Annotated in this window: 19 protein-coding genes and 1 riboswitch; of the genes, 8 read left to right on the top strand and 11 right to left on the bottom strand. The window is 48.0% G+C overall.

What is annotated here, in order from left to right; all coding sequences use genetic code 11:
- Positions 1-167: 167 nt before the first annotated feature.
- From C1192_RS01495 to yegS, 3 genes are all read left to right on the top strand, one after another.
- Positions 168-500: a YegP family protein gene (locus C1192_RS01495; protein ID WP_038355300.1), complete on the top strand. Its 333-nt coding sequence runs from the start codon at positions 168-170 to the stop codon at positions 498-500.
- Positions 501-843: 343 nt separating this feature from the next.
- The gene (gene trhP / locus C1192_RS01490; protein WP_000476033.1) at positions 844-2,205 is read left to right on the top strand and encodes a prephenate-dependent tRNA uridine(34) hydroxylase TrhP; all 1,362 of its coding nucleotides are present in this window, start codon (positions 844-846) and stop codon (positions 2,203-2,205) included.
- A 256-nt stretch (positions 2,206-2,461) separates the two neighbouring features.
- Positions 2,462-3,361 (top strand): lipid kinase YegS, encoded by a 900-nt coding sequence (gene yegS, locus C1192_RS01485; protein ID WP_038355301.1) that lies wholly within the window; start codon positions 2,462-2,464, stop codon positions 3,359-3,361.
- Positions 3,362-3,476: 115 nt separating this feature from the next.
- Here the strand turns inward: yegS and fbaB are convergent, their stop codons facing one another.
- Positions 3,477-4,529, bottom strand: coding sequence for a class I fructose-bisphosphate aldolase (fbaB, locus tag C1192_RS01480; RefSeq protein ID WP_038355302.1), 1,053 nt, complete (start codon positions 4,527-4,529; stop codon positions 3,477-3,479).
- Between the two features lie 256 nt (positions 4,530-4,785).
- Between fbaB and C1192_RS01475 the strand changes: the two genes are divergently transcribed.
- The 3 genes from C1192_RS01475 to C1192_RS01465 are packed head-to-tail and all read left to right on the top strand — an operon-like array spanning position 4,786 to position 8,026.
- Positions 4,786-6,063: a nucleoside permease gene (locus C1192_RS01475; RefSeq protein WP_038355303.1), complete on the top strand. Its 1,278-nt coding sequence runs from the start codon at positions 4,786-4,788 to the stop codon at positions 6,061-6,063.
- Positions 6,060-7,064, top strand: a complete 1,005-nt coding sequence (locus C1192_RS01470; RefSeq protein ID WP_000846195.1) for an ADP-ribosylglycohydrolase family protein — start codon at positions 6,060-6,062, stop codon at positions 7,062-7,064. Before C1192_RS01475 ends, C1192_RS01470 begins: the two co-directional genes overlap by 4 nt.
- The gene (locus C1192_RS01465; RefSeq protein WP_001516672.1) at positions 7,061-8,026 is read left to right on the top strand and encodes a carbohydrate kinase family protein; all 966 of its coding nucleotides are present in this window, start codon (positions 7,061-7,063) and stop codon (positions 8,024-8,026) included. The genes C1192_RS01470 and C1192_RS01465 overlap by 4 nt, the downstream gene beginning before the upstream one ends.
- On the opposite strand, the gene C1192_RS01460 is transcribed toward C1192_RS01465, so the two are convergent.
- From C1192_RS01460 to rcnR, 5 genes are all read right to left on the bottom strand, one after another.
- Positions 8,000-8,746 (bottom strand): GntR family transcriptional regulator, encoded by a 747-nt coding sequence (locus C1192_RS01460; RefSeq protein WP_000434029.1) that lies wholly within the window; start codon positions 8,744-8,746, stop codon positions 8,000-8,002. The genes C1192_RS01465 and C1192_RS01460 overlap by 27 nt on opposite strands.
- A 51-nt stretch (positions 8,747-8,797) precedes the next feature.
- Positions 8,798-9,616: a glycoside hydrolase family 25 protein gene (locus C1192_RS01455; RefSeq protein ID WP_038355304.1), complete on the bottom strand. Its 819-nt coding sequence runs from the start codon at positions 9,614-9,616 to the stop codon at positions 8,798-8,800.
- 65 nt (positions 9,617-9,681) lie between these two features.
- On the bottom strand, positions 9,682-10,482 hold the full coding sequence (thiD, locus tag C1192_RS01450) for a bifunctional hydroxymethylpyrimidine kinase/phosphomethylpyrimidine kinase (RefSeq protein ID WP_016248946.1): 801 nt from the start codon (positions 10,480-10,482) through the stop codon (positions 9,682-9,684).
- Positions 10,479-11,267 (bottom strand): hydroxyethylthiazole kinase, encoded by a 789-nt coding sequence (gene thiM, locus C1192_RS01445; RefSeq protein WP_038355305.1) that lies wholly within the window; start codon positions 11,265-11,267, stop codon positions 10,479-10,481. The genes thiD and thiM overlap by 4 nt, the downstream gene beginning before the upstream one ends.
- 34 nt (positions 11,268-11,301) lie before the next feature.
- Positions 11,302-11,398, bottom strand: a riboswitch (TPP riboswitch).
- A 91-nt stretch (positions 11,399-11,489) separates the two neighbouring features.
- Positions 11,490-11,762, bottom strand: a complete 273-nt coding sequence (gene rcnR / locus C1192_RS01440) for a Ni(II)/Co(II)-binding transcriptional repressor RcnR (RefSeq protein WP_000019944.1) — start codon at positions 11,760-11,762, stop codon at positions 11,490-11,492.
- 120 nt (positions 11,763-11,882) lie between these two features.
- On the opposite strand from rcnR, the gene C1192_RS01435 reads away from it, so the two are divergent.
- Both C1192_RS01435 and rcnB read left to right on the top strand, forming a co-directional pair.
- Entirely contained in the window at positions 11,883-12,710 is an 828-nt protein-coding gene (locus C1192_RS01435; protein ID WP_038355306.1) for a nickel/cobalt efflux protein RcnA, read from the top strand.
- A gap of 217 nt (positions 12,711-12,927) precedes the next feature.
- Positions 12,928-13,266, top strand: coding sequence for a Ni(II)/Co(II) efflux transporter accessory subunit RcnB (rcnB, locus tag C1192_RS01430; protein ID WP_038355307.1), 339 nt, complete (start codon positions 12,928-12,930; stop codon positions 13,264-13,266).
- Positions 13,267-13,347: 81 nt separating this feature from the next.
- On the opposite strand, the gene C1192_RS01425 is transcribed toward rcnB, so the two are convergent.
- From C1192_RS01425 to C1192_RS01405, 5 genes are all read right to left on the bottom strand, one after another.
- Positions 13,348-14,382, bottom strand: coding sequence for a fimbrial protein (locus tag C1192_RS01425; protein WP_038355308.1), 1,035 nt, complete (start codon positions 14,380-14,382; stop codon positions 13,348-13,350).
- A 10-nt stretch (positions 14,383-14,392) separates the two neighbouring features.
- Positions 14,393-16,873 (bottom strand): fimbrial biogenesis outer membrane usher protein, encoded by a 2,481-nt coding sequence (locus tag C1192_RS01420; protein WP_038355309.1) that lies wholly within the window; start codon positions 16,871-16,873, stop codon positions 14,393-14,395.
- A 15-nt stretch (positions 16,874-16,888) separates the two neighbouring features.
- The gene (locus C1192_RS01415; RefSeq protein ID WP_000677379.1) at positions 16,889-17,563 is read right to left on the bottom strand and encodes a fimbria/pilus periplasmic chaperone; all 675 of its coding nucleotides are present in this window, start codon (positions 17,561-17,563) and stop codon (positions 16,889-16,891) included.
- Positions 17,564-17,648: 85 nt separating this feature from the next.
- A complete protein-coding gene (locus tag C1192_RS01410) occupies positions 17,649-18,191 on the bottom strand; it encodes a fimbrial protein (RefSeq protein ID WP_000830451.1) in 543 nt (180 codons plus the stop codon).
- A 293-nt stretch (positions 18,192-18,484) separates the two neighbouring features.
- On the bottom strand, positions 18,485-18,766 hold the full coding sequence (locus C1192_RS01405) for a DUF2574 family protein (RefSeq protein ID WP_001516679.1): 282 nt from the start codon (positions 18,764-18,766) through the stop codon (positions 18,485-18,487).
- Between the last annotated feature and the right edge of the window lie 246 nt (positions 18,767-19,012).

Below are 19,012 nucleotides of genomic sequence, written 5' to 3'. Positions count from 1 at the left end.
AATCCGTCATGCCCCTCTCTGAAAGGAGCTGTCTCTTGATCAGGAGATCTGATCAAGAGACAGCTCCTTTAGGGGGGTATTCCCCTGATTGGCAACCTTATGAATATCACCCATACTTAAATCGTTACATACTGTTTTCAATACGCAATTTCAATCAAGGAGTCATTATGGCTGGTTGGTTTGAACTCAATAAGAGCAGTGATAATCAGTTCCGGTTTGTGTTAAAAGCGGGTAACGGTGAGACTATTCTCACCAGCGAACTGTATACCTCAAAAGCCGCTGCGGAAAAGGGCATTGCCTCTGTGCAAAGCAACAGCCCGCAGGATGAACGCTATGAGAAAAAAACAGCGAGCAACGGCAAATTTTATTTCAATCTGAAAGCCGCTAATCATCAGATAATCGGCTCCAGTCAAATGTACGCCACCACTCAATCACGCGAAATCGGAATTGCCTCAGTAAAAAACAATGGCGTAAGCCAGACTGTGAAAGATAAGACTTAATTGTTATGCCGGGCGCGGATAACGCGCCCGGCTTTATTTCTAATAAACACTTACTTATTGATGCTAAGGATCAAGCCGCGCCATTAAAATAATGGGAGGATAAGTTTCATATCAGGTGAAAGAATTTTTGTTCTTCTTTTTGAACGCCACGTTATTTATTTCCTGCAAGTGCCGAAGAAATTATCGTTATTCGTATCCTTACCAAAACCAGGACGCGACCAGACATTTGCACTGGAGCCAACCCCACCGATTGCGCTACAATGCCCGCCCTTAAAGTGGGGACACTCCCCTAACCGCTTCATCAGGTGAAGCGGATCTGACCTGTCATCAGAACGAGAGAATTATGTTTAAACCGGAACTCCTTTCCCCGGCGGGAACGCTGAAAAATATGCGTTACGCTTTCGCTTATGGCGCAGATGCTGTTTATGCGGGGCAACCGCGTTACTCCCTGCGTGTGCGCAACAACGAATTTAACCACGAAAATCTCCAGCTCGGCATCAATGAAGCCCACGCGCTGGGGAAAAAGTTTTATGTCGTGGTCAACATTGCGCCACACAATGCCAAGCTAAAAACCTTTATCCGTGATCTGAAACCGGTGGTGGAAATGGGGCCGGACGCACTGATTATGTCCGATCCGGGGCTGATTATGCTGGTGCGTGAACACTTCCCTGAAATGCCGATCCACCTTTCCGTGCAGGCCAACGCCGTAAACTGGGCGACGGTGAAATTCTGGCAGCAAATGGGGTTGACCCGCGTGATCCTCTCCCGCGAGCTGTCGCTGGAAGAGATTGAAGAGATCCGCAATCAGGTTCCGGATATGGAGCTTGAAATCTTCGTTCACGGTGCGCTGTGCATGGCCTACTCCGGCCGCTGCCTGCTCTCTGGCTACATCAACAAACGCGATCCAAACCAGGGCACCTGCACCAACGCCTGCCGTTGGGAGTACAACGTGCAGGAAGGGAAAGAAGATGACGTTGGCAACATCGTACACAAATACGAGCCGATTCCGGTGCAAAACGTCGAGCCGACGCTGGGTATCGGTGCGCCAACCGACAAAGTGTTTATGATCGAAGAAGCCCAGCGCCCGGGCGAGTATATGACCGCGTTTGAAGATGAGCACGGCACTTACATCATGAACTCGAAAGATCTGCGCGCCATCGCCCATGTTGAACGCCTGACCAAAATGGGCGTGCATTCGCTGAAAATCGAAGGCCGCACTAAATCTTTCTACTATTGTGCACGTACCGCGCAGGTTTATCGTAAAGCTATCGATGACGCCGCTGCGGGCAAACCGTTCGACACCAGCCTTCTGGAAACACTGGAAGGCCTGGCGCATCGTGGTTACACCGAAGGTTTCCTGCGTCGTCATACTCACGACGATTACCAGAACTACGAATACGGTTATTCCGTTTCTGACCGCCAGCAGTTTGTTGGAGAGTTTACCGGTGAGCGTAAAGGCTCTCTGGCAGCCGTAGCGGTGAAAAATAAATTCTCCGTTGGCGACAGCCTGGAACTGATGACGCCACAGGGCAATATCAACTTTACCCTTGAGCACATGGAAAACGCCAAAGGTGAAGCGATGCCGGTCGCGCCTGGCGATGGCTATACCGTGTGGCTCCCGGTTCCGCAGGATCTCGAGCTGAATTACGCACTGCTGATGCGTAATTTCTCCGGGGAAACCACGCGTAACCCGCACGGTAAGTGATTCATTTCGATTATTTTTCCCGGATAGAAAATTCTTAGAAACCGATCACATACGGCTGCATTTATTAAGGTTATTATCTGTTTCGCTGAAAAACATAACCCATAAAATGCTAGCTGTACTAGGAACCACCTCCTTAGCCTGTGTAATCTCCCTTACACGGGCTTATTTTTTTGTACCACGCTTTCATCCTGTTCTGACTCCGCCTTTTCTTTTCTGCTCTACACTATCTACAGACCAATCATAAAGGCAGACGACCATGGCAGATTTTCCCGCCAGCTTACTGATTCTTAACGGCAAAAGTGCTGGCAATGAGATATTGCGCGAAGCGATTATGCTGTTGCGTGAAGAAGGAATGACGATCCATGTACGAACCACCTGGGAGAAAGATGATGCCGCGCGTTATGTTGCTGAAGCCCGTCAGCTTGGCGTTGCAACGGTAATTGCCGGAGGTGGAGATGGCACTATTAATGAAGTCTCCACGGCATTGATTCAGTGCGAAGGTGATGACATTCCTGCTTTGGGAATATTGCCGCTAGGTACAGCGAACGATTTTGCCACCAGTGTGGGTATTCCTGAAGCGCTGGATAAGGCATTTAAACTGGCAATTGCCGGTAACGCCATTGCGATTGATATGGCGCAGGTCAACAAACAAACCTGTTTTATCAACATGGCGACGGGCGGATTTGGTACGCGCATTACCACCGAAACACCGGAGAAATTAAAAGCCGCGCTGGGTGGCGTCTCTTACATCATTCACGGCTTAATGCGCATGGATACGTTGCAACCGGACCGCTGCGAAATCCGTGGTGAAAATTTTCACTGGCAAGGCGATGCGCTGGTTATTGGTATTGGCAACGGGCGTCAGGCCGGTGGCGGTCAGCAACTGTGCCCGAATGCGCTGATTAACGATGGGTTATTGCAACTGCGTATTTTCACCGGTGACGAAATTCTTCCCGCTCTCTTCTCAACCTTAAAACCTGATGAAGAAAATCCGAATATTGTTGAAGGCGCTTCGGCGTGGTTCGAGATACAAGCGCCGCATGAAATCACCTTTAACCTTGATGGCGAACCATTAAGTGGCCAACGTTTTCATATAGAAATACTTCCGGCGGCGTTGCGTTGTCGATTACCGCCGGACTGCCCGTTATTGCGCTAGTCAAAAATTTATTCTCTCCTGAACAGGGGTACATCAATTTTTGCCGGATGCGGTGCGAACGCCTTATCCGGCCTACGGGAGGTGTGTTGTTCGCAGGCCAGATAAATGAAGCGTATCAGGCAATCGTAATTTTGCTATCGAGATAAACGTCCTGCACGGCGTTAATCAGTTTCACGCCGTCGGCCATCGATTTCTTGAACGCTTTACGCCCGAGAATCAGCCCCATTCCGCCCGCGCGTTTGTTGATAACCGCAGTACGCACCGCATCGCTAAGGTCGGTTTCACCGCCCGCGGCACCGCCGGAGTTAATCAGCCCTGCGCGGCCCATATAACAGTTAGCTAACTGATAACGCACCAGGTCAATCGGGTTTTCGCTGGTTAACTTGCTGTAAACGCGATCGTCGGTATAACCGTAATTAATCGCTTTATAGCCGCCGTTATTCTCCGCCATTTTTTGTTTGACAATATCCGCGCCAATGGTCGCCGCCAGATGGTTCGCCTGACCGGTCAGGTCAGCGGAAACATGGTAATCGATGCCCTCTTTCTTAAAGGCGGAGTTGCGCAAATAAGCCCACAGCACGGTCACCATGCCCAGCTCATGTGCACGTTCAAAGGCCGCAGAAATTTCTTCAATCTGCCGACGTGACTCTTGCGAGCCAAAATAGATGGTCGCGCCAACTGCCACTGCTCCCATGTTGAACGCCTGCTCTACACTGGCATACAGCGTTTGATCGTAGGTGTTTGGGTAACTTAGCGTCTCGTTGTGGTTGAGTTTGACGAGGAATGGAATGCGGTGAGCGTAACGCCGCGATACCGATGCCAGCACGCCATAAGTTGACGCCACACAGTTACAGCCCGCTTCTATCGCCAGTTCAACAATGTTTTTCGGGTCGAAATAGAGCGGGTTAGCAGCAAATGAAGCCCCCGCGGAGTGCTCGCCCCCCTGGTCAACCGGCAGAATAGAAAGATACCCGGTTCCGGCCAGACGCCCGGTGTTATACAGCGTCTGCATATTACGCAGCACCGCTGGCGGACGATTATTGTCAATCATCACGCGGTCTACGTAGTCATGTCCGGGGAGATAAAGCTGGTCAGAAGGAATAGTCATACAACGATGCTGTAAAAGGTTGTCGGCATCTTTGCCAAGCAACTGCGCAATATCTGTCATTACTATGCTCCCGTAAATTCCGATTGGATATCGGCTATGGATTGTCCTGGCCCACCTTTTGCGGGCAATTATAATCCTGGTCGTTATGAGCTATTTTTTCCATCTTTCGGCTGTTTTTTCAGCGTTTCCTGTTGGCACGACTCATCAGAAAAAGTGTTACCGCGGTCAAGATTTCACCACAAAGGTATTTAAAAGGTATCATCAAATGGTATTGTCAGCGCGTACCTTACATTACCTGTCATGAAGGAATCAAAAGATGAAAACAACAGCAAAGCTGTCGTTCATGATGTTTGTTGAATGGTTTATCTGGGGCGCGTGGTTTGTACCATTGTGGCTGTGGTTAAGTAAAAGCGGGTTTAGTGCCGGAGAAATTAGCTGGTCGTATGCCTGTACCGCCATCGCGGCGATCCTGTCCCCTATTCTGGTTGGCTCCATCACTGACCGCTTTTTCTCGGCGCAGAAAGTGCTGGCTGTATTGATGTTCGCTGGTGCAGTGCTGATGTATTTCGCTGCGCAACAGACCACTTTTGCCGGATTCTTCCCGTTACTGCTGGCCTACTCGCTAACCTATATGCCGACCATTGCACTGACTAATAGCATCGCCTTTGCCAACGTGCCGGATGTGGAACGTGATTTCCCACGCATTCGTGTGATGGGTACTATCGGCTGGATTGCCTCTGGTCTGGCATGTGGATTCTTGCCGCAAATGCTGGGTTATGCCGATATCTCACCGACTAATATTCCGCTGCTGATTACCGCCGGAAGTTCTGCTCTGCTCGGTGTGTTTGCATGTTTCCTGCCCGACACACCACCAAAAAGCACTGGCAAAATGGATATTAAAGTCATGCTTGGCCTGGATGCACTGATCCTGCTGCGCGATAAAAACTTCCTCGTCTTTTTCTTCTGTTCATTCCTGTTTGCTATGCCGCTGGCGTTCTATTACATCTTTGCCAACGGTTATCTGACCGAAGTCGGTATGAAAAACGCGACCGGCTGGATGACGCTCGGCCAGTTCTCTGAAATCTTCTTTATGCTGGCATTGCCGTTTTTCACCAAACGATTTGGTATCAAAAAGGTATTATTACTTGGTCTGATCACCGCTGCGATTCGTTATGGCTTCTTTATTTACGGCAGCGCGGATGAATATTTCACCTACGCACTATTGTTCCTCGGCATTTTGCTGCACGGCGTAAGTTACGATTTTTACTACGTTACCGCATACATCTATGTCGACAAAAAAGCCCCCGTGCACATGCGTACTGCCGCGCAGGGATTGATTACGCTCTGCTGCCAGGGTTTCGGTAGTTTGCTCGGCTATCGTCTTGGCGGCGTGATGATGGAAATGATGTTCGCTTATCAGGAACCAGTCAACGGGCTGACCTTCAACTGGGCCGGGATATGGGCTTTCGGTGCGGTGATGATTGCCATTATCGCCGTGCTGTTCATGATTTTTTTCCGCGAATCCGACAACGAAATTACGGCTATTAGGGTCGATGATCGCGATATTGCGTTGACACAAGGGGAAGCAAAATGAAAACAGAACGTATTCTCGGTGCTCTTTACGGGCAGGCGTTAGGGGATGCGATGGGGATGCCCTCCGAGCTTTGGCCGCGCAGCCGCGTCAAAGCGCATTTTGGCTGGATTGACCGTTTTCTGCCCGGCCCAAAGGAGAATAACGCGGCCTGTTATTTTAACCGCGCCGAATTTACCGACGACACCTCGATGGCGCTGTGCCTGGCGGATGCGTTGCTGGAACGCGAAGGCGAGATCGACCCGGATCTGATTGGGCGTAAAATCCTCGACTGGGCACTGCGTTTCGACGCCTTCAACAAAAACGTGCTTGGCCCGACCTCAAAAATTGCGCTTAACGCCATTCGCGACGGTAAACCCGTCGCTGAACTGGAAAACAACGGCGTGACTAACGGTGCGGCGATGCGCGTCTCACCATTGGGGTGTTTACTCCCGGCGCGTGATGTTGATTCCTTTATTGATGATGTGGCGCTGGCGTCCAGCCCGACCCATAAATCCGATCTGGCGATTGCGGGGGCGGTGGTTATTGCATGGGCGATTTCTCGTGCCATTGACGGCGAAAGCTGGTCAGCGATTGTTGATTCTCTACCCTCGATTGCGCGACATGCTCAACAAAAACGCATCACTACCTTCAGCGCCTCACTGGCGGCACGTCTGGAGATTGCACTAAAAATCGTTCGTCACGCCGACGGCACCGAATCTGCCAGCGAACAGCTATATCAAGTGATTGGCGCAGGCACCAGCACTATTGAGTCCGTTCCGTGCGCCATTGCGCTGGTTGAACTGGCACAAACCGATCCGAACCGCTGCGCTATTCTGTGCGCCAATCTTGGTGGTGACACTGACACCATCGGCGCTATGGCGACGGCGATTTGTGGCGCATTGCATGGCGTAAATGCTATCGATCCGGCATTAAAGGCTGAGCTGGATGCGGTTAATCAGCTTGATTTCAACCGCTATGCCACGGCGCTGGCGAAGTATCGCCAACAACGGGAGGCGGTATGAGCGGCACCAGGTTACACACGCTGCTGTCGCAATTAACTACGCGTCAACCGGTGATGGTTGTCGGTGCGGCTGTCATTGATGTGATCGCTGACGCTTACGCCCTGCCCTGGCGCGGGTGCGATATCGAACTGAAACAGCAGAGCGTAAATGTTGGCGGCTGTGCGCTGAACATTGCCGTGACGTTAAAGCGCCTCGGTATAGAAGCGGATAACGCCCTGCCGCTCGGTCAGGGGGTGTGGTCGGAGATTATTCGTAACCGGATGGCAAAAGAGGGATTGCTCAGCCTGCTCGATAACGCCGAAGGCGATAACGGCTGGTGTCTGGCGCTGGTTGAACCTGATGGTGAACGTACCTTTATGTCGTTCAGCGGTGTGGAAAATCAGTGGAATAGCCAGTGGCTGACGCGATTAACCGTTGCACCAGATAGCCTGCTCTATTTTTCCGGTTATCAACTGGCCTCGCCCTGTGGCGAATTGTTAGTGGAATGGCTGGAAGGACTGCAAGACGTGACGCCGTTTATTGATTTCGGCCCGCGGATTGACGATATCCCGGATGCATTGCTTGCGCGCATCATGGCCTGTCGGCCACTGGTGTCGCTCAATCGCCAGGAAGCTGAGATTGCCGCCGAACGTTTTGCTTTATCCGCAAATATCACAATGCTTGGCACGCAATGGCAGGAGAAATTTGCCGCGCCGCTGATCGTTCGTCTCGATAAAGAAGGCGCGTGGTATTTCAGCAACAACGCTTCTGATTGCGTTCCGGCATTTCCAACGCAAGTCGTGGACACTATTGGCGCAGGTGATAGCCATGCTGGTGGCGTGCTTGCCGGACTGGCCTCCGGTCTCCCACTGGCAGACGCCGTATTGCTGGGCAATGCGGTAGCGTCGTGGGTTGTCGGACATCGCGGCGGTGATTGCGCGCCAACGCGCGAAGAACTACTCCTCACACACAAAAACGTATAGATCGCTGCGACAGTGGCTGATGCTGTACTCAATAGGCCGTTGCTGTTGGTCAAGCGCCACTTGCTTGATCACCAGCACCGGTATTTTGCTATCTAACTGAATATGTGACTGAAACTCGGCATCCGGCATTCGGGCGCTAACGCGGGAACGGGTGCGCAGGGGAAAGATACGCTGACTGCGGAAATAGTCATAGAGAGAAATACCGATGGCATCAACATCATGAATTAAATGCACTGGAACCCACGACTCTTCTATCGATACCGCTTCTTCATCCACATAGCGAATACGCTTAAGCAAGAAGACATCGCTGCCCGCGGCAATCGCCAGTTGCTGCGCAACTTCTTCGGGACACTTTACCACTCGCTTATTAACCCACAACGTATCGGGTTTTTTCCCACGCAACACCACCTGCTGAGAAAAACCTCGCGCTTCTTTCAACGAGTATTCGAAGATGTTGTTGATCTGCGTTCCGTAGCCACGCGAACGCGTCACCACTCCCTCTTCTTCCAGCGCCTGCATCGCCTTGCGCACCGTAATGCGCGAAACGCCGGTTAACTGACTTAAATCACGCTCGCCGGGCAAAATATTTCCATGCTCCAGCACCCCACTGCGCACGGCATTTTTTACCGTTTCGGCAAACTTAATATAAAGCGGCGTGTTGTCCGCCGCTAAAATACGTTCGTTCAGTTGAGCGATAAGCTGGGTATGCGCTTGTTCCATTTGTCTTTTTCCAGGCAATGAGTCTGGAGGAAGTATATCACTGCTGGTTATTTAAGACGTTTCTTTAATGCCATCAACGAAAGCCTGCAGCTCCTCCACCGTGCCATTAAACACATTAAAATCCACTGGACCATTTACGCCATCCACCTGTCCACGGTCGGAATGCTGCCAGAAATGCCAGGCCAGGCCGTCATTGTCCGGGCGTCGCTGATAATAATGGGCCACCCACCACGGGTATTGATTGAAATATCCCGCCAGATTCGTGTGATAAAACGTCGCCCCCGCATAAATAATCGGCTTTTTGCCCGTGCTCTTTTCAACCATTTTTAGCCACTGACTTACCCGCTTGCGTAATTCTTTTGCCGATAATTTCCCACGTTCTTCTACGTCCAGCACCGCTGGCAGATCGCCTTGTGAGAAATCCACCGTTTGCAGAAATAATCGCGCCTGAACGGAAGCTGAGACCGACGGAGAAAAATAGTGATATGCCCCGCGCAATAAGCCATTTTTGTAGCTTTGACGCCAGTTACGCGAGAAATACGGGTCTACCAGCTTTTCGCCTTCCGTAGCCTTAATAAAAGCAAACTGTAAGCGGATACCGTTGTCGCGCATTTTTGCGACACGTTGCCAGTCGATCCGCGCCTGCCAGCGTGAAACATCAATACCATGAATGGTGTAATTGGCAGGGATTCGAATAGCAAAAGATTTGACCGGGCGATAACCATAAAAGTGGATGTAGTCTTTAATCTGAATTGCTGTCGACCAGAAAAAATTCACCGTCTGACGAGGATAAATCGCCACGATGGAAATTAGCCCCAGAGCGCAGAACAAGGCGGTGAATTTTTTTCGACTGGCTATTTTTAGCTGCATTGGTTTCATCCCTGAATTTCAGCGCGAACACGCTGAAAAATGCCAAAGCAGCTATAGTATGATGCTCACCACCAGGCGTGAAAGTGGTGAACCGGACCATTCCCGTGGCCAACTTCCAGCGTGTCGGCCTGGGCTAACGCCGCTGATAGCCAGCTTTTTGCTTCCTGTACGGTGTCAGCCCAATTCGTGTGACGCGGACGCAGCGCTGCCAGCGCCGCAGATAATGTACAACCAGTGCCATGCGTGTTTTTGGTCATAATACGCGGTGCGGTAAACCGTTGTTCGCCGTCGCGGGTAAACAACCAGTCCGGGCTTTGCTCATCATCCAGATGACCACCTTTCATCAACACGGCACCACAGCCCATCGCCAATAATTCACGCCCCTGCTCCAGCATTTCCTGTTCATTACGCGCGTGTGGAGAATCGAGTAAAGCAGCAGCCTCCGGCAAATTTGGGGTGATTAATGAAACCTGCGGCAATAATTGACTGCGTAGCGTGGCAACCGCCGAAGGTGAAAGCAGCGGATCACCGCTTTTAGCCAGCATAACGGTATCCAGCACCACGTTTTGGATCTGGTAACGTTGCAGCCGTTCTGCCACCGCTTCAACAATATCCGTCTCTGCCAGCATGCCGATTTTGGTGGTATCGATTCGCACATCGCTGAACACTGAGTCGAGTTGTGCGGCAACAAAGTCAGGCTCAATGCGATACACCGACTGTACACCGCGGGTATTTTGCGCCACCAGTGCGGTGATTACCGAACAACCATAAGCGCCAAGTGCCGAGAAGGTTTTAAGATCGGCCTGAATCCCCGCACCACCACTCGGATCAGTACCGGCAATCGTCAGAGCGTTAACCCGTTTCATGCCTGCACCTCCTGCGTCAGTTGCCAGAGCGCATCAAGGAAATGGGGGATAAAACTGCCCGGCCCTTCGCTTCTGGCGACCGCACGTTCTCCGGCTTGTTTCATCCAGTGGCAGGCAGATGCAACATTTTCCAGCGTATCGCCCGGTAATGCACAACTGGCAGCGACAACTGCCGATAATGCACAACCAGTTCCTACTACTTTGGTCATTAACGGATCGCCGCCGTGAATGCCAACGATGCGACGACCATCGGTAACATAATCTACCTCGCCCGTGACCACGACGACAGCCCCGGTTTCATTCGCCAGTGTTTGTGCTGCGGGTAACGCGTTGGCTGCGGCGTCGGTGGAATCCACACCGCGACCACCATTGGCGATACCAGCTAATGCCATAATTTCAGAGGCATTACCGCGTATCGCCGCTGGCTTTAACGATAAAAGTTCGTGGCAAAAATGACGGCGATATTCGAGTGCGCCAACTGCGACCGGATCAAGCGTCCAGGGGGTTTGGGAGCGTGTTGCCTGTTCTACGGCAGCACGCATCGCTTGTGCTCGTAGCTGCGTCAGTGTGCCTACGTTAATCAACAAGGCACTGGCGATGGCCGCAAACTGACTGGCCTCTTCGGTTTCGATAACCATCGCTGGCGATGCACCGAGCGCCAGTAAAGTATTGGCGGTAAAAGTTTGCACCACATCATTGGTCATGCAATGCACAAGGGGAGAGTGTTGGTGAAAGAGGTGTAACGTGCGCGCAGATTGCGCGGAACTCAGCAGGTCGACTTGCATAGTTTGCTCCTGCCATAACGTGAAGAAGCGATGACCTGATGGTCTGTGACTTCCCTACGCTGGCATTATCCAGATCAGGTGATACGGGTATTTCTCAGCCTTCACGCAGAAGGGCACCCCGAGTCGTTTGGTTGCGATGATGGATCGCAGATAAGGATGGTAAGGCCCCGCGCACACGTTGTAAACGAGGAAAAACGGCGATATTACAATAACGTTGTGAAATTATTTTATATAAGAATCCAGCACCTTCAGAACGACATCCAGATCTTCTTCACGCTTTAATTCATCGCCCTGATGAACAATGTGTTCCGTCAGATGGCCTTTAATCACTTCTCGCATCAAGCCGTTTACCGCACCACGAATGGCGGCAATCTGTTGTAGTACGGCAGCACATTCGTGCGGCTCGTCGAGCATTTTCTTGAGCGCGACGACCTGTCCCTGAATCTTACTGGCACGCGCTTTCAGTTTCTGTTTATCACGGATGGTATGAGACATGGCAACACCTGGTTAACAAGAACATGGAAAATCATAGCACTATTAATCTACTGGGGGGTAGTATCATGTACTGGGGGGGAGTAGAATCAGGGCGTCGATTTAATACTAAGAATTATTATCATGACCGAATTTACCACTCTTCTTCAGCAAGGAAACGCCTGGTTTTTCATCCCCAGCGCCATCTTACTTGGTGCGCTTCATGGGCTGGAGCCAGGGCACTCAAAAACGATGATGGCAGCGTTTATCATCGCCATTAAAGGCACCATTAAACAGGCGGTGATGCTTGGACTGACGGCAACTATTTCACATACGGCGGTGGTCTGGTTGATTGCCTTTGGCGGGATGGTGATCAGCAAACGCTTTACTGCGCAGTCAGCGGAGCCGTGGCTTCAGTTGATTTCCGCGGTGATCATTCTTGGCACCGCATTCTGGATGTTCTGGCGTACTTGGCGCGGTGAAAGAAACTGGCTTGAGAATATGCACGAGCATCACCATCATGACCATGAACATCATCACGACCATGATCACGAACATCATCACCATCACGAGCATGGTCAGAGCGACGAGTATCAGGATGCTCATGCGCTGGCCCATGCCAGTGACATTAACCGACGCTTTGATGGTAGAGAGGTCACCAACTGGCAAATTTTGCTGTTTGGCTTAACCGGCGGGCTTATCCCCTGCCCTGCGGCAATAACAGTGTTGTTGATTTGCATTCAGTTGAAAGCCCTCACATTGGGTGCAACTCTGGTCGTCAGTTTCAGCATCGGCCTGGCATTAACGCTGGTCACCGTAGGCGTTGGCGCAGCAATCAGTGTTCAGCAGGTTGCAAAACGCTGGAGCGGATTTAACACCCTCGCTAAACGTGCCCCCTATTTTTCCAGTCTGTTAATTGGTTTAGTCGGATTGTATATGGGAGTGCATGGCTTTATGGGTATTATGAGATAAAACAATCACCTGGGCTTCGTTATCCCTTTAGCCCAGGATGATTCTTAAATCAGCTTATTCCGCTCACTTCTCGCTCAATGAGGATGCTTTTGCTGCATCCTTTCATTTACACTTTTTACGAAATCATGGGATCACTAACAAAATATCTCTTGTCGGTTATATTGTATGGCAGGAAAGATATGCGACTGATTTTACTGATCCCCAAAGTGGAGAGTATATGACCATAAAAAATAAGATGTTGCTGGGTGCGCTTTTGCTGGTAACCAGCGCAGCATGGGCCGCACCAGCCACCGCGGGTTCGACCAATTCCTCGGGAATTTCGAAGTATGAGTTAAGCAGTTTCATTGCTGACTTCAAGCATTTCAAACCAGGTGACACCGTACCAGAAATGTACCGTACCGATGAGTACAACATTAAGCAGTGGCAGTTGCGTAACTTGCCCGCACCTGACGCTGGAACCCACTGGACCTATATGGGCGGTGCATATGTGCTGATCAATGATACCGACGGAAAAATCATTAAAGCCTACGACGGTGAGATTTTTTATCATCGCTAAAAAAAGCCCCCTCGGAGAGAGGGGGAAATGCAGACACCTTATTATTTTTTATTATTAGCCACTTGCTCGTCTTGTTTGTTATTAGTCGTATTTCACGTTGATCAGTGCAGTTGCCTCAAGTGCACCCAATTTAACTTTATTTTTATCGTATACATAGTAACTGGCCAGGACAGGTATATTAATAATATTACTATTTAAAGGAGCTCCGGGTTTATCTGTTTTCCATAATGATGTCGCCGCGCCCTGATCGCCGCTAGCAGAAATTTTGATGGCTGCTTCAGTCCCTTTTGGTGGTTCTTTTAGATCCAAAACAAATCCTACACCATTATCTATGTTGCCACGCAAAATTGTATTGCTTCCTGTAACTAAGTCACTGCTGGAAAGATATACGACCATATTCCGCGATGCTTGTTTTGTGCCGCCGAAAAGATTATCACACTTCAACGTAATTATTCCTTCCTTACTGTTCGCCGTAATCTTTCCCTGACTTCTGAGTTGGGACAAGGCAATATCATCTACTTTTATTATTGTGTTTTCAGGCTTACAGGTCGTATTTTTAGGATAATAGGAAATACTTAACCCAAGCGTAAATGTATCCCCCGCCAGTTTACTGGTGAGATAACTTACACACCAGTTAATCTTCAATGTCTTACAAATGCCCAACCAAAAGTCAATGGATGAAGATGACTCACCGCCAATATTTGCAATCACAGTATCTGAAATAAACCAGGTAGGTTTTCTTTCTCCAGTAAAATCAGGTGTACCTTTGGATATTTTAACCACATAGGGTAATACTGCCTGCGCATTGCTGGATTTCCCAATCGTGTCACTGGTTTTACCTAAAGACTCTATTTTAACCTTTAACTTTTCGCCATTACCAAAAGGTCCAACTTCAACCCAATCACTTTGGATATTTTTATAGACTATTTTATCCGTGCTCGTATCACAAGATATCCCCGTAAACACGACACTTTTACTAAAGGAAACCTCATTCGCTAAAATCTCCCCCACATTAATACTATCAGTAATATTTAATGATGCAGTGGTACGACATCCAGCCCAGGTAAAATTAGCCCATAAAATAAAAATTAGTAACATTCCATTTCTGAAAATCATATTCCACCTCTCACCGACAGATATACTTTTTACTTTCATCAATCTCTTTACCGAAGGTGATTGTGCATGAAAGCCCTTGTTGCTTATCAATTGCCACATTAACCGCTGGTGGTATTTCATTGGTGCGAATAAAAAGCTGACTTCCCTGGCCGACAACGCCAATATTATGGCCGTGGGTATCATTGACTTCGTAGCCAAATGTTAACGGTTGCCCATCCACTCTTAATGCTTTTATAAACCAGGGTTTGCGTTGATCGGTGTCGAAATTGACCAGAACGACCGCGCCGCGATAAGGGGCGGCAATTTTACGGTTACCGCGTAATTCTGTTTCACTGTCACTTTGCGATACATCCAGCATCAGGTGATTTTCCCGATGAGGAGTTATTCCGTCGTATATCACGACACCATTACGGTTCGTGGTGCGATATTTTTGCCCATTCACATAAGCATCTTTAATTCCCGGCGCATGCATCACGGCAAAAGTTTCAGAAAGACGATTCGCCAGATTAACGCCACCCGACCAGGCGACAATGCCCCCTGAAACACTGGCTCCAGCCTGCCGATAATTACTCGACTGACTATAACTGCCATTCACTGTCGCCACAGGCGCGTTCCAGGTTAAATTCGCCCCTGCTGTCGTTTCATTTCCCTGATGTTGATGACTCAGGTTGACACCATAATTGAACTGATCTCGACTCCCTACTGTTCCTGATAATCCCGTATTATTTGAGGCAAAACCCTGATCATCAAACGTCGTTGAGTTAGACATATATATTTGCCGACGAGGCGTCGTAACGTCATCTCCCCAGTCAAAGGGTATCGATATAAAAATATTAAAGCGTTTCTCTTCATGATGATTCTCGTCATATGCCTGACTTGCCGCGAGGGTATAGCTTATCCGTTGCAAATTATTGGAATAACTCAACTGATAATCTTTACTGCTGCCGCTACGCCCCCAGTAATCCCGCCATAAAGTACTTAATGACACAGATCCCCAGCCTTCTGGCATTGACTGACTCATATTGGCGGAAAAGCTATTTTTGCGACCAAAATCATTCTGGTAATAATCGGCAATGTCATAGACATCGTTTTTATCACGACGATAATTATCTTTATTATTTGCCCACACATAATCGTTAAACGTCCGGTAATCACGCGACGAATAACGCCAGGCCGCCAGACCAAAACGTGTCGATGTTTGGCTCAAAAATTTGTTATAAGCAATTTGATAACTTTGCCCGTTAAACACATCACCATTGTCTTGCTTACTGTGCGATTTAGTTGCGTCGACTGAAATTGCGCCAATGCGCGTGTTCCAACCTGTTCCCAGGGTAAACGCGTAGTAATTATTAGCAATCATCGTGCCGCCATACAGCGTCAATAAGTTATTAAAACCATACTGATAACCTGCCTGGACAAAATCACTTTGCTTGCTCGCACCTTCAATATGACTACGGCCCGCTGCAAAATCATATTTCGACACGCCGGGTTGCAGCATATTAGGTACTGCCGCATAAGGCACCAGATATGTAGTAACTGAACCATCGGCTTCCTTAACACTCACATCAAGATCCGCACCTCCGCCCGCTAACTGCAAATCACTAATCGAAAACGGGCCTGGTGGAACCTCTTTCTGATAAACGACAAAACCGTTCTGTTCAATAGTTACCAGCGCGTTACTCTGGGCAATCCCCTGTACCCGCGGGGTAAAATTTTGCTTCGAGTTTGGCAACATCTGCATATCACGAAATAACCGAACTCCGCTGAAGCGAACGGAATCAAATATATCGGCTGACGTGTACATATCACCAATACGCAGCGTGCCGAGAATTTGAGAAAATCCACGTTCCAGATACAGTGTATTGCTTTTCCACTCCCCTGTATTGTTATCTGTTTTGCTAAAACTGGCATCAGAATGCAGTTGCCACCCCAGAAAATTTAACCCGCTGTTAAAACGTACATAGGTACTTTTGCTATTTCCCGACGCTTTATAGTCGCTGTAATACTGACTCACATAATAAGAGGTGTAAACCGCATTAATTCCCCGTTCCCAGTTTTCCGGTGGAACATAGCCACTTTCCAGCTCTTCCACCCAGGCTTGCGGAACACTGAAATCGAGACGAAAAACGCCGATATCCCAGGCATAACTCCCCCCCTGAACAAGTTGCTCTAATGTTAAACATTGCTTGTCGCTGGCAAAGTTATCGGTATTAATACCTAACCGTTTGATAATATCCCTCGATAAACACGTTTCTTGCGGATTATCTTTAACGCTAATTTCATACTTACCGCGCCATTGTTTATTAACATAAATATCGATTTCATATTGGCCAGGCAAAGGTTGATTATCATCCAGACGAATATGAGCAACCTGTTGGTCTTTCATTCCCCCCATCATAAAATGGGTATCAAAGGTTTCTTCAGCCGCATAAGCTTCAATGCCGAGCAATAACGCAACGATTGCTGATGCAAGTGGGGTCATTCTCAACATAGGCAGCTCCTGCAATTAAATTTTGTCACTAATATAGTTGCCATGATCATCAATAATGGTCAGATGCCAGCTATTTGCATTATTATTTTTTACGTTAACACTCTGACTTTCTAATGGTGCAATCATGATAGTTTCATAATTAACTTTGACATTATTGGCTTTTACATCAGAAATCGTTACCCAATTCGCTGAGTCATTTTTTATCACCAAATGATTACCACTGCGATTCACCAGCAATTTTTTAAATATTGCTTTGTTTACCGGTGGGATACCCGCCGGTCGATAAAACAATTTAATTCTGTTTTGCATCGCAAACTTCAGTGCATTCTTGCCTTCTTGTTCTGGACTATTTGGTGGAATATCCAGAATATTCAGATAAAAAATACTCTCTTTATTAGTGGGCAGTTTATTCGGCATGATTTTAATTTTTACTTGCTGCCCGGAATTTGCCCCTATTTTTGCCACTGGTGGCGTTAACATAAAAGGAACCTGGATTTTTTCTGGTGGGAGTGAAGTATCACCATCATCAATCCACGCCTGAAGCAGCGAAGAGCGATCACCCTGATTCATCAACTGTACCATCACTTCTTTTTTTTCTGCCGGGTAAATAATACGTGTCCCGTAGATAACAACTCCGGCATGTGCAGGAAAAACCATCGAAGAGATGAGCAAGGGTAATAATCCTTTCATCTTAATTCCTCTTTAAATTAAAAGGCCGCCATGGGGATAGCGGCCATGTCTATTACCTGGAGAAACTTGCAAATTTATTTAATTATTAATCCTGGGCTACACGCATAACTAAAGAAGATACTACATCACCTGATTGCACTGAGTTTTCTGTCAGTTTCAGATATTTCGCTTTAAACGGGATCGCATATTGACCATCCGCTGTTTTATAACTTTCAATATTAAAAGGTGCAGAAACATCCAGGACATCGCTGTTATCACCTAAATAAAGATAGTAGCCCACGGTATCGTTACTACTGGCTATAGCTTTATCGTTGCCAATTATTTTATCGTTGGTAATCAACGAAAGTTTTACACCAGCAACCTCTTTCGGACAGCTAATTTTTAACATGCTACTGGTTACACCGACCGCATCATCATAGGTAGAATATTTAGATTTACCATCAAAGACAGTAGTTGGTACAGTCGGCATATTAATACTTACTGAATCACCACCTGCTTCGAATTTACATGGGGACTCTGCAATATTCCCTTTAATGGTTAAAGTCCCGGTATCAACATCAGCAGCAAATACCTCAGCACTCATGAAAAAAGAAGAAAAGACAGCGGCAGCAATAATTGAACGTTTCATAACATGTTCCTTAATAGAATTTATTTTTGGTTGTTAAGAGTCTGTATCTCTTGGGAACAAATTTCTCACGCTTCAAAAGTTACCGCAATGTAAACACATTGTTTTATTGATTTAAAGCAAATTAACTATTGCAATATAAACGCAACAAATAGCTAATGGTATTAAATATTTATCAAATCTATTAATTAATACGAATTACTGTAGCTGTCATTTTTAATATCAATAAAAAAGCTGAAATCATTCACATGAATGATTTCAGCTTTCTAAACTCTTTAACCCCGATATTGCCAGATTTAATCGTAGCGATTTAAAACGATTTGCCGTTTGTTCCCATTACCCGCAGCAACCAGCTCTGTCGTGACGCCTTTTACCGGTGAAGAAATCCGATGGCGGGAATCAACGCTTTGCAATACCTGACCGCAATGCTGTTGGGGCTGGCTATTAACAATATCCATACTGCATGTCGGGGGGCTGATCCTGCCATTGATAGTTAATGTGGCGGTATCTGATGAAAACGCGGGAGACGCCAATCCATAGGCGAGAAAAATAATTCCTGACAGCCAATACTTATTCATTGAACGTTATCCCTGTAGTAAAGGTTATGCCTGGATAGATTGAGTGCATAACAAACTATAGCTGTACATCCACTACACAGCCACGAAGGATGGTAAATGGGCATTGCCTGCACGATCAATCTACTTTGTTCAGTTTCGGACGAAGATCCGCAGAATATTCGCAGCATTAAAAAAGCTGTTCATTATAGCTGCAAAAATAAATACACCGCATCAATGTAACATTGCTGCGGTGTATGAAGTGTACCC

This window comes from Escherichia marmotae (assembly GCF_002900365.1).
Lineage (GTDB): Bacteria > Pseudomonadota > Gammaproteobacteria > Enterobacterales > Enterobacteriaceae > Escherichia > Escherichia marmotae.
The sequence above is the reverse complement of the archived record's forward strand: the minus strand, read 5'-3'. Positions and strand labels throughout refer to the sequence as shown.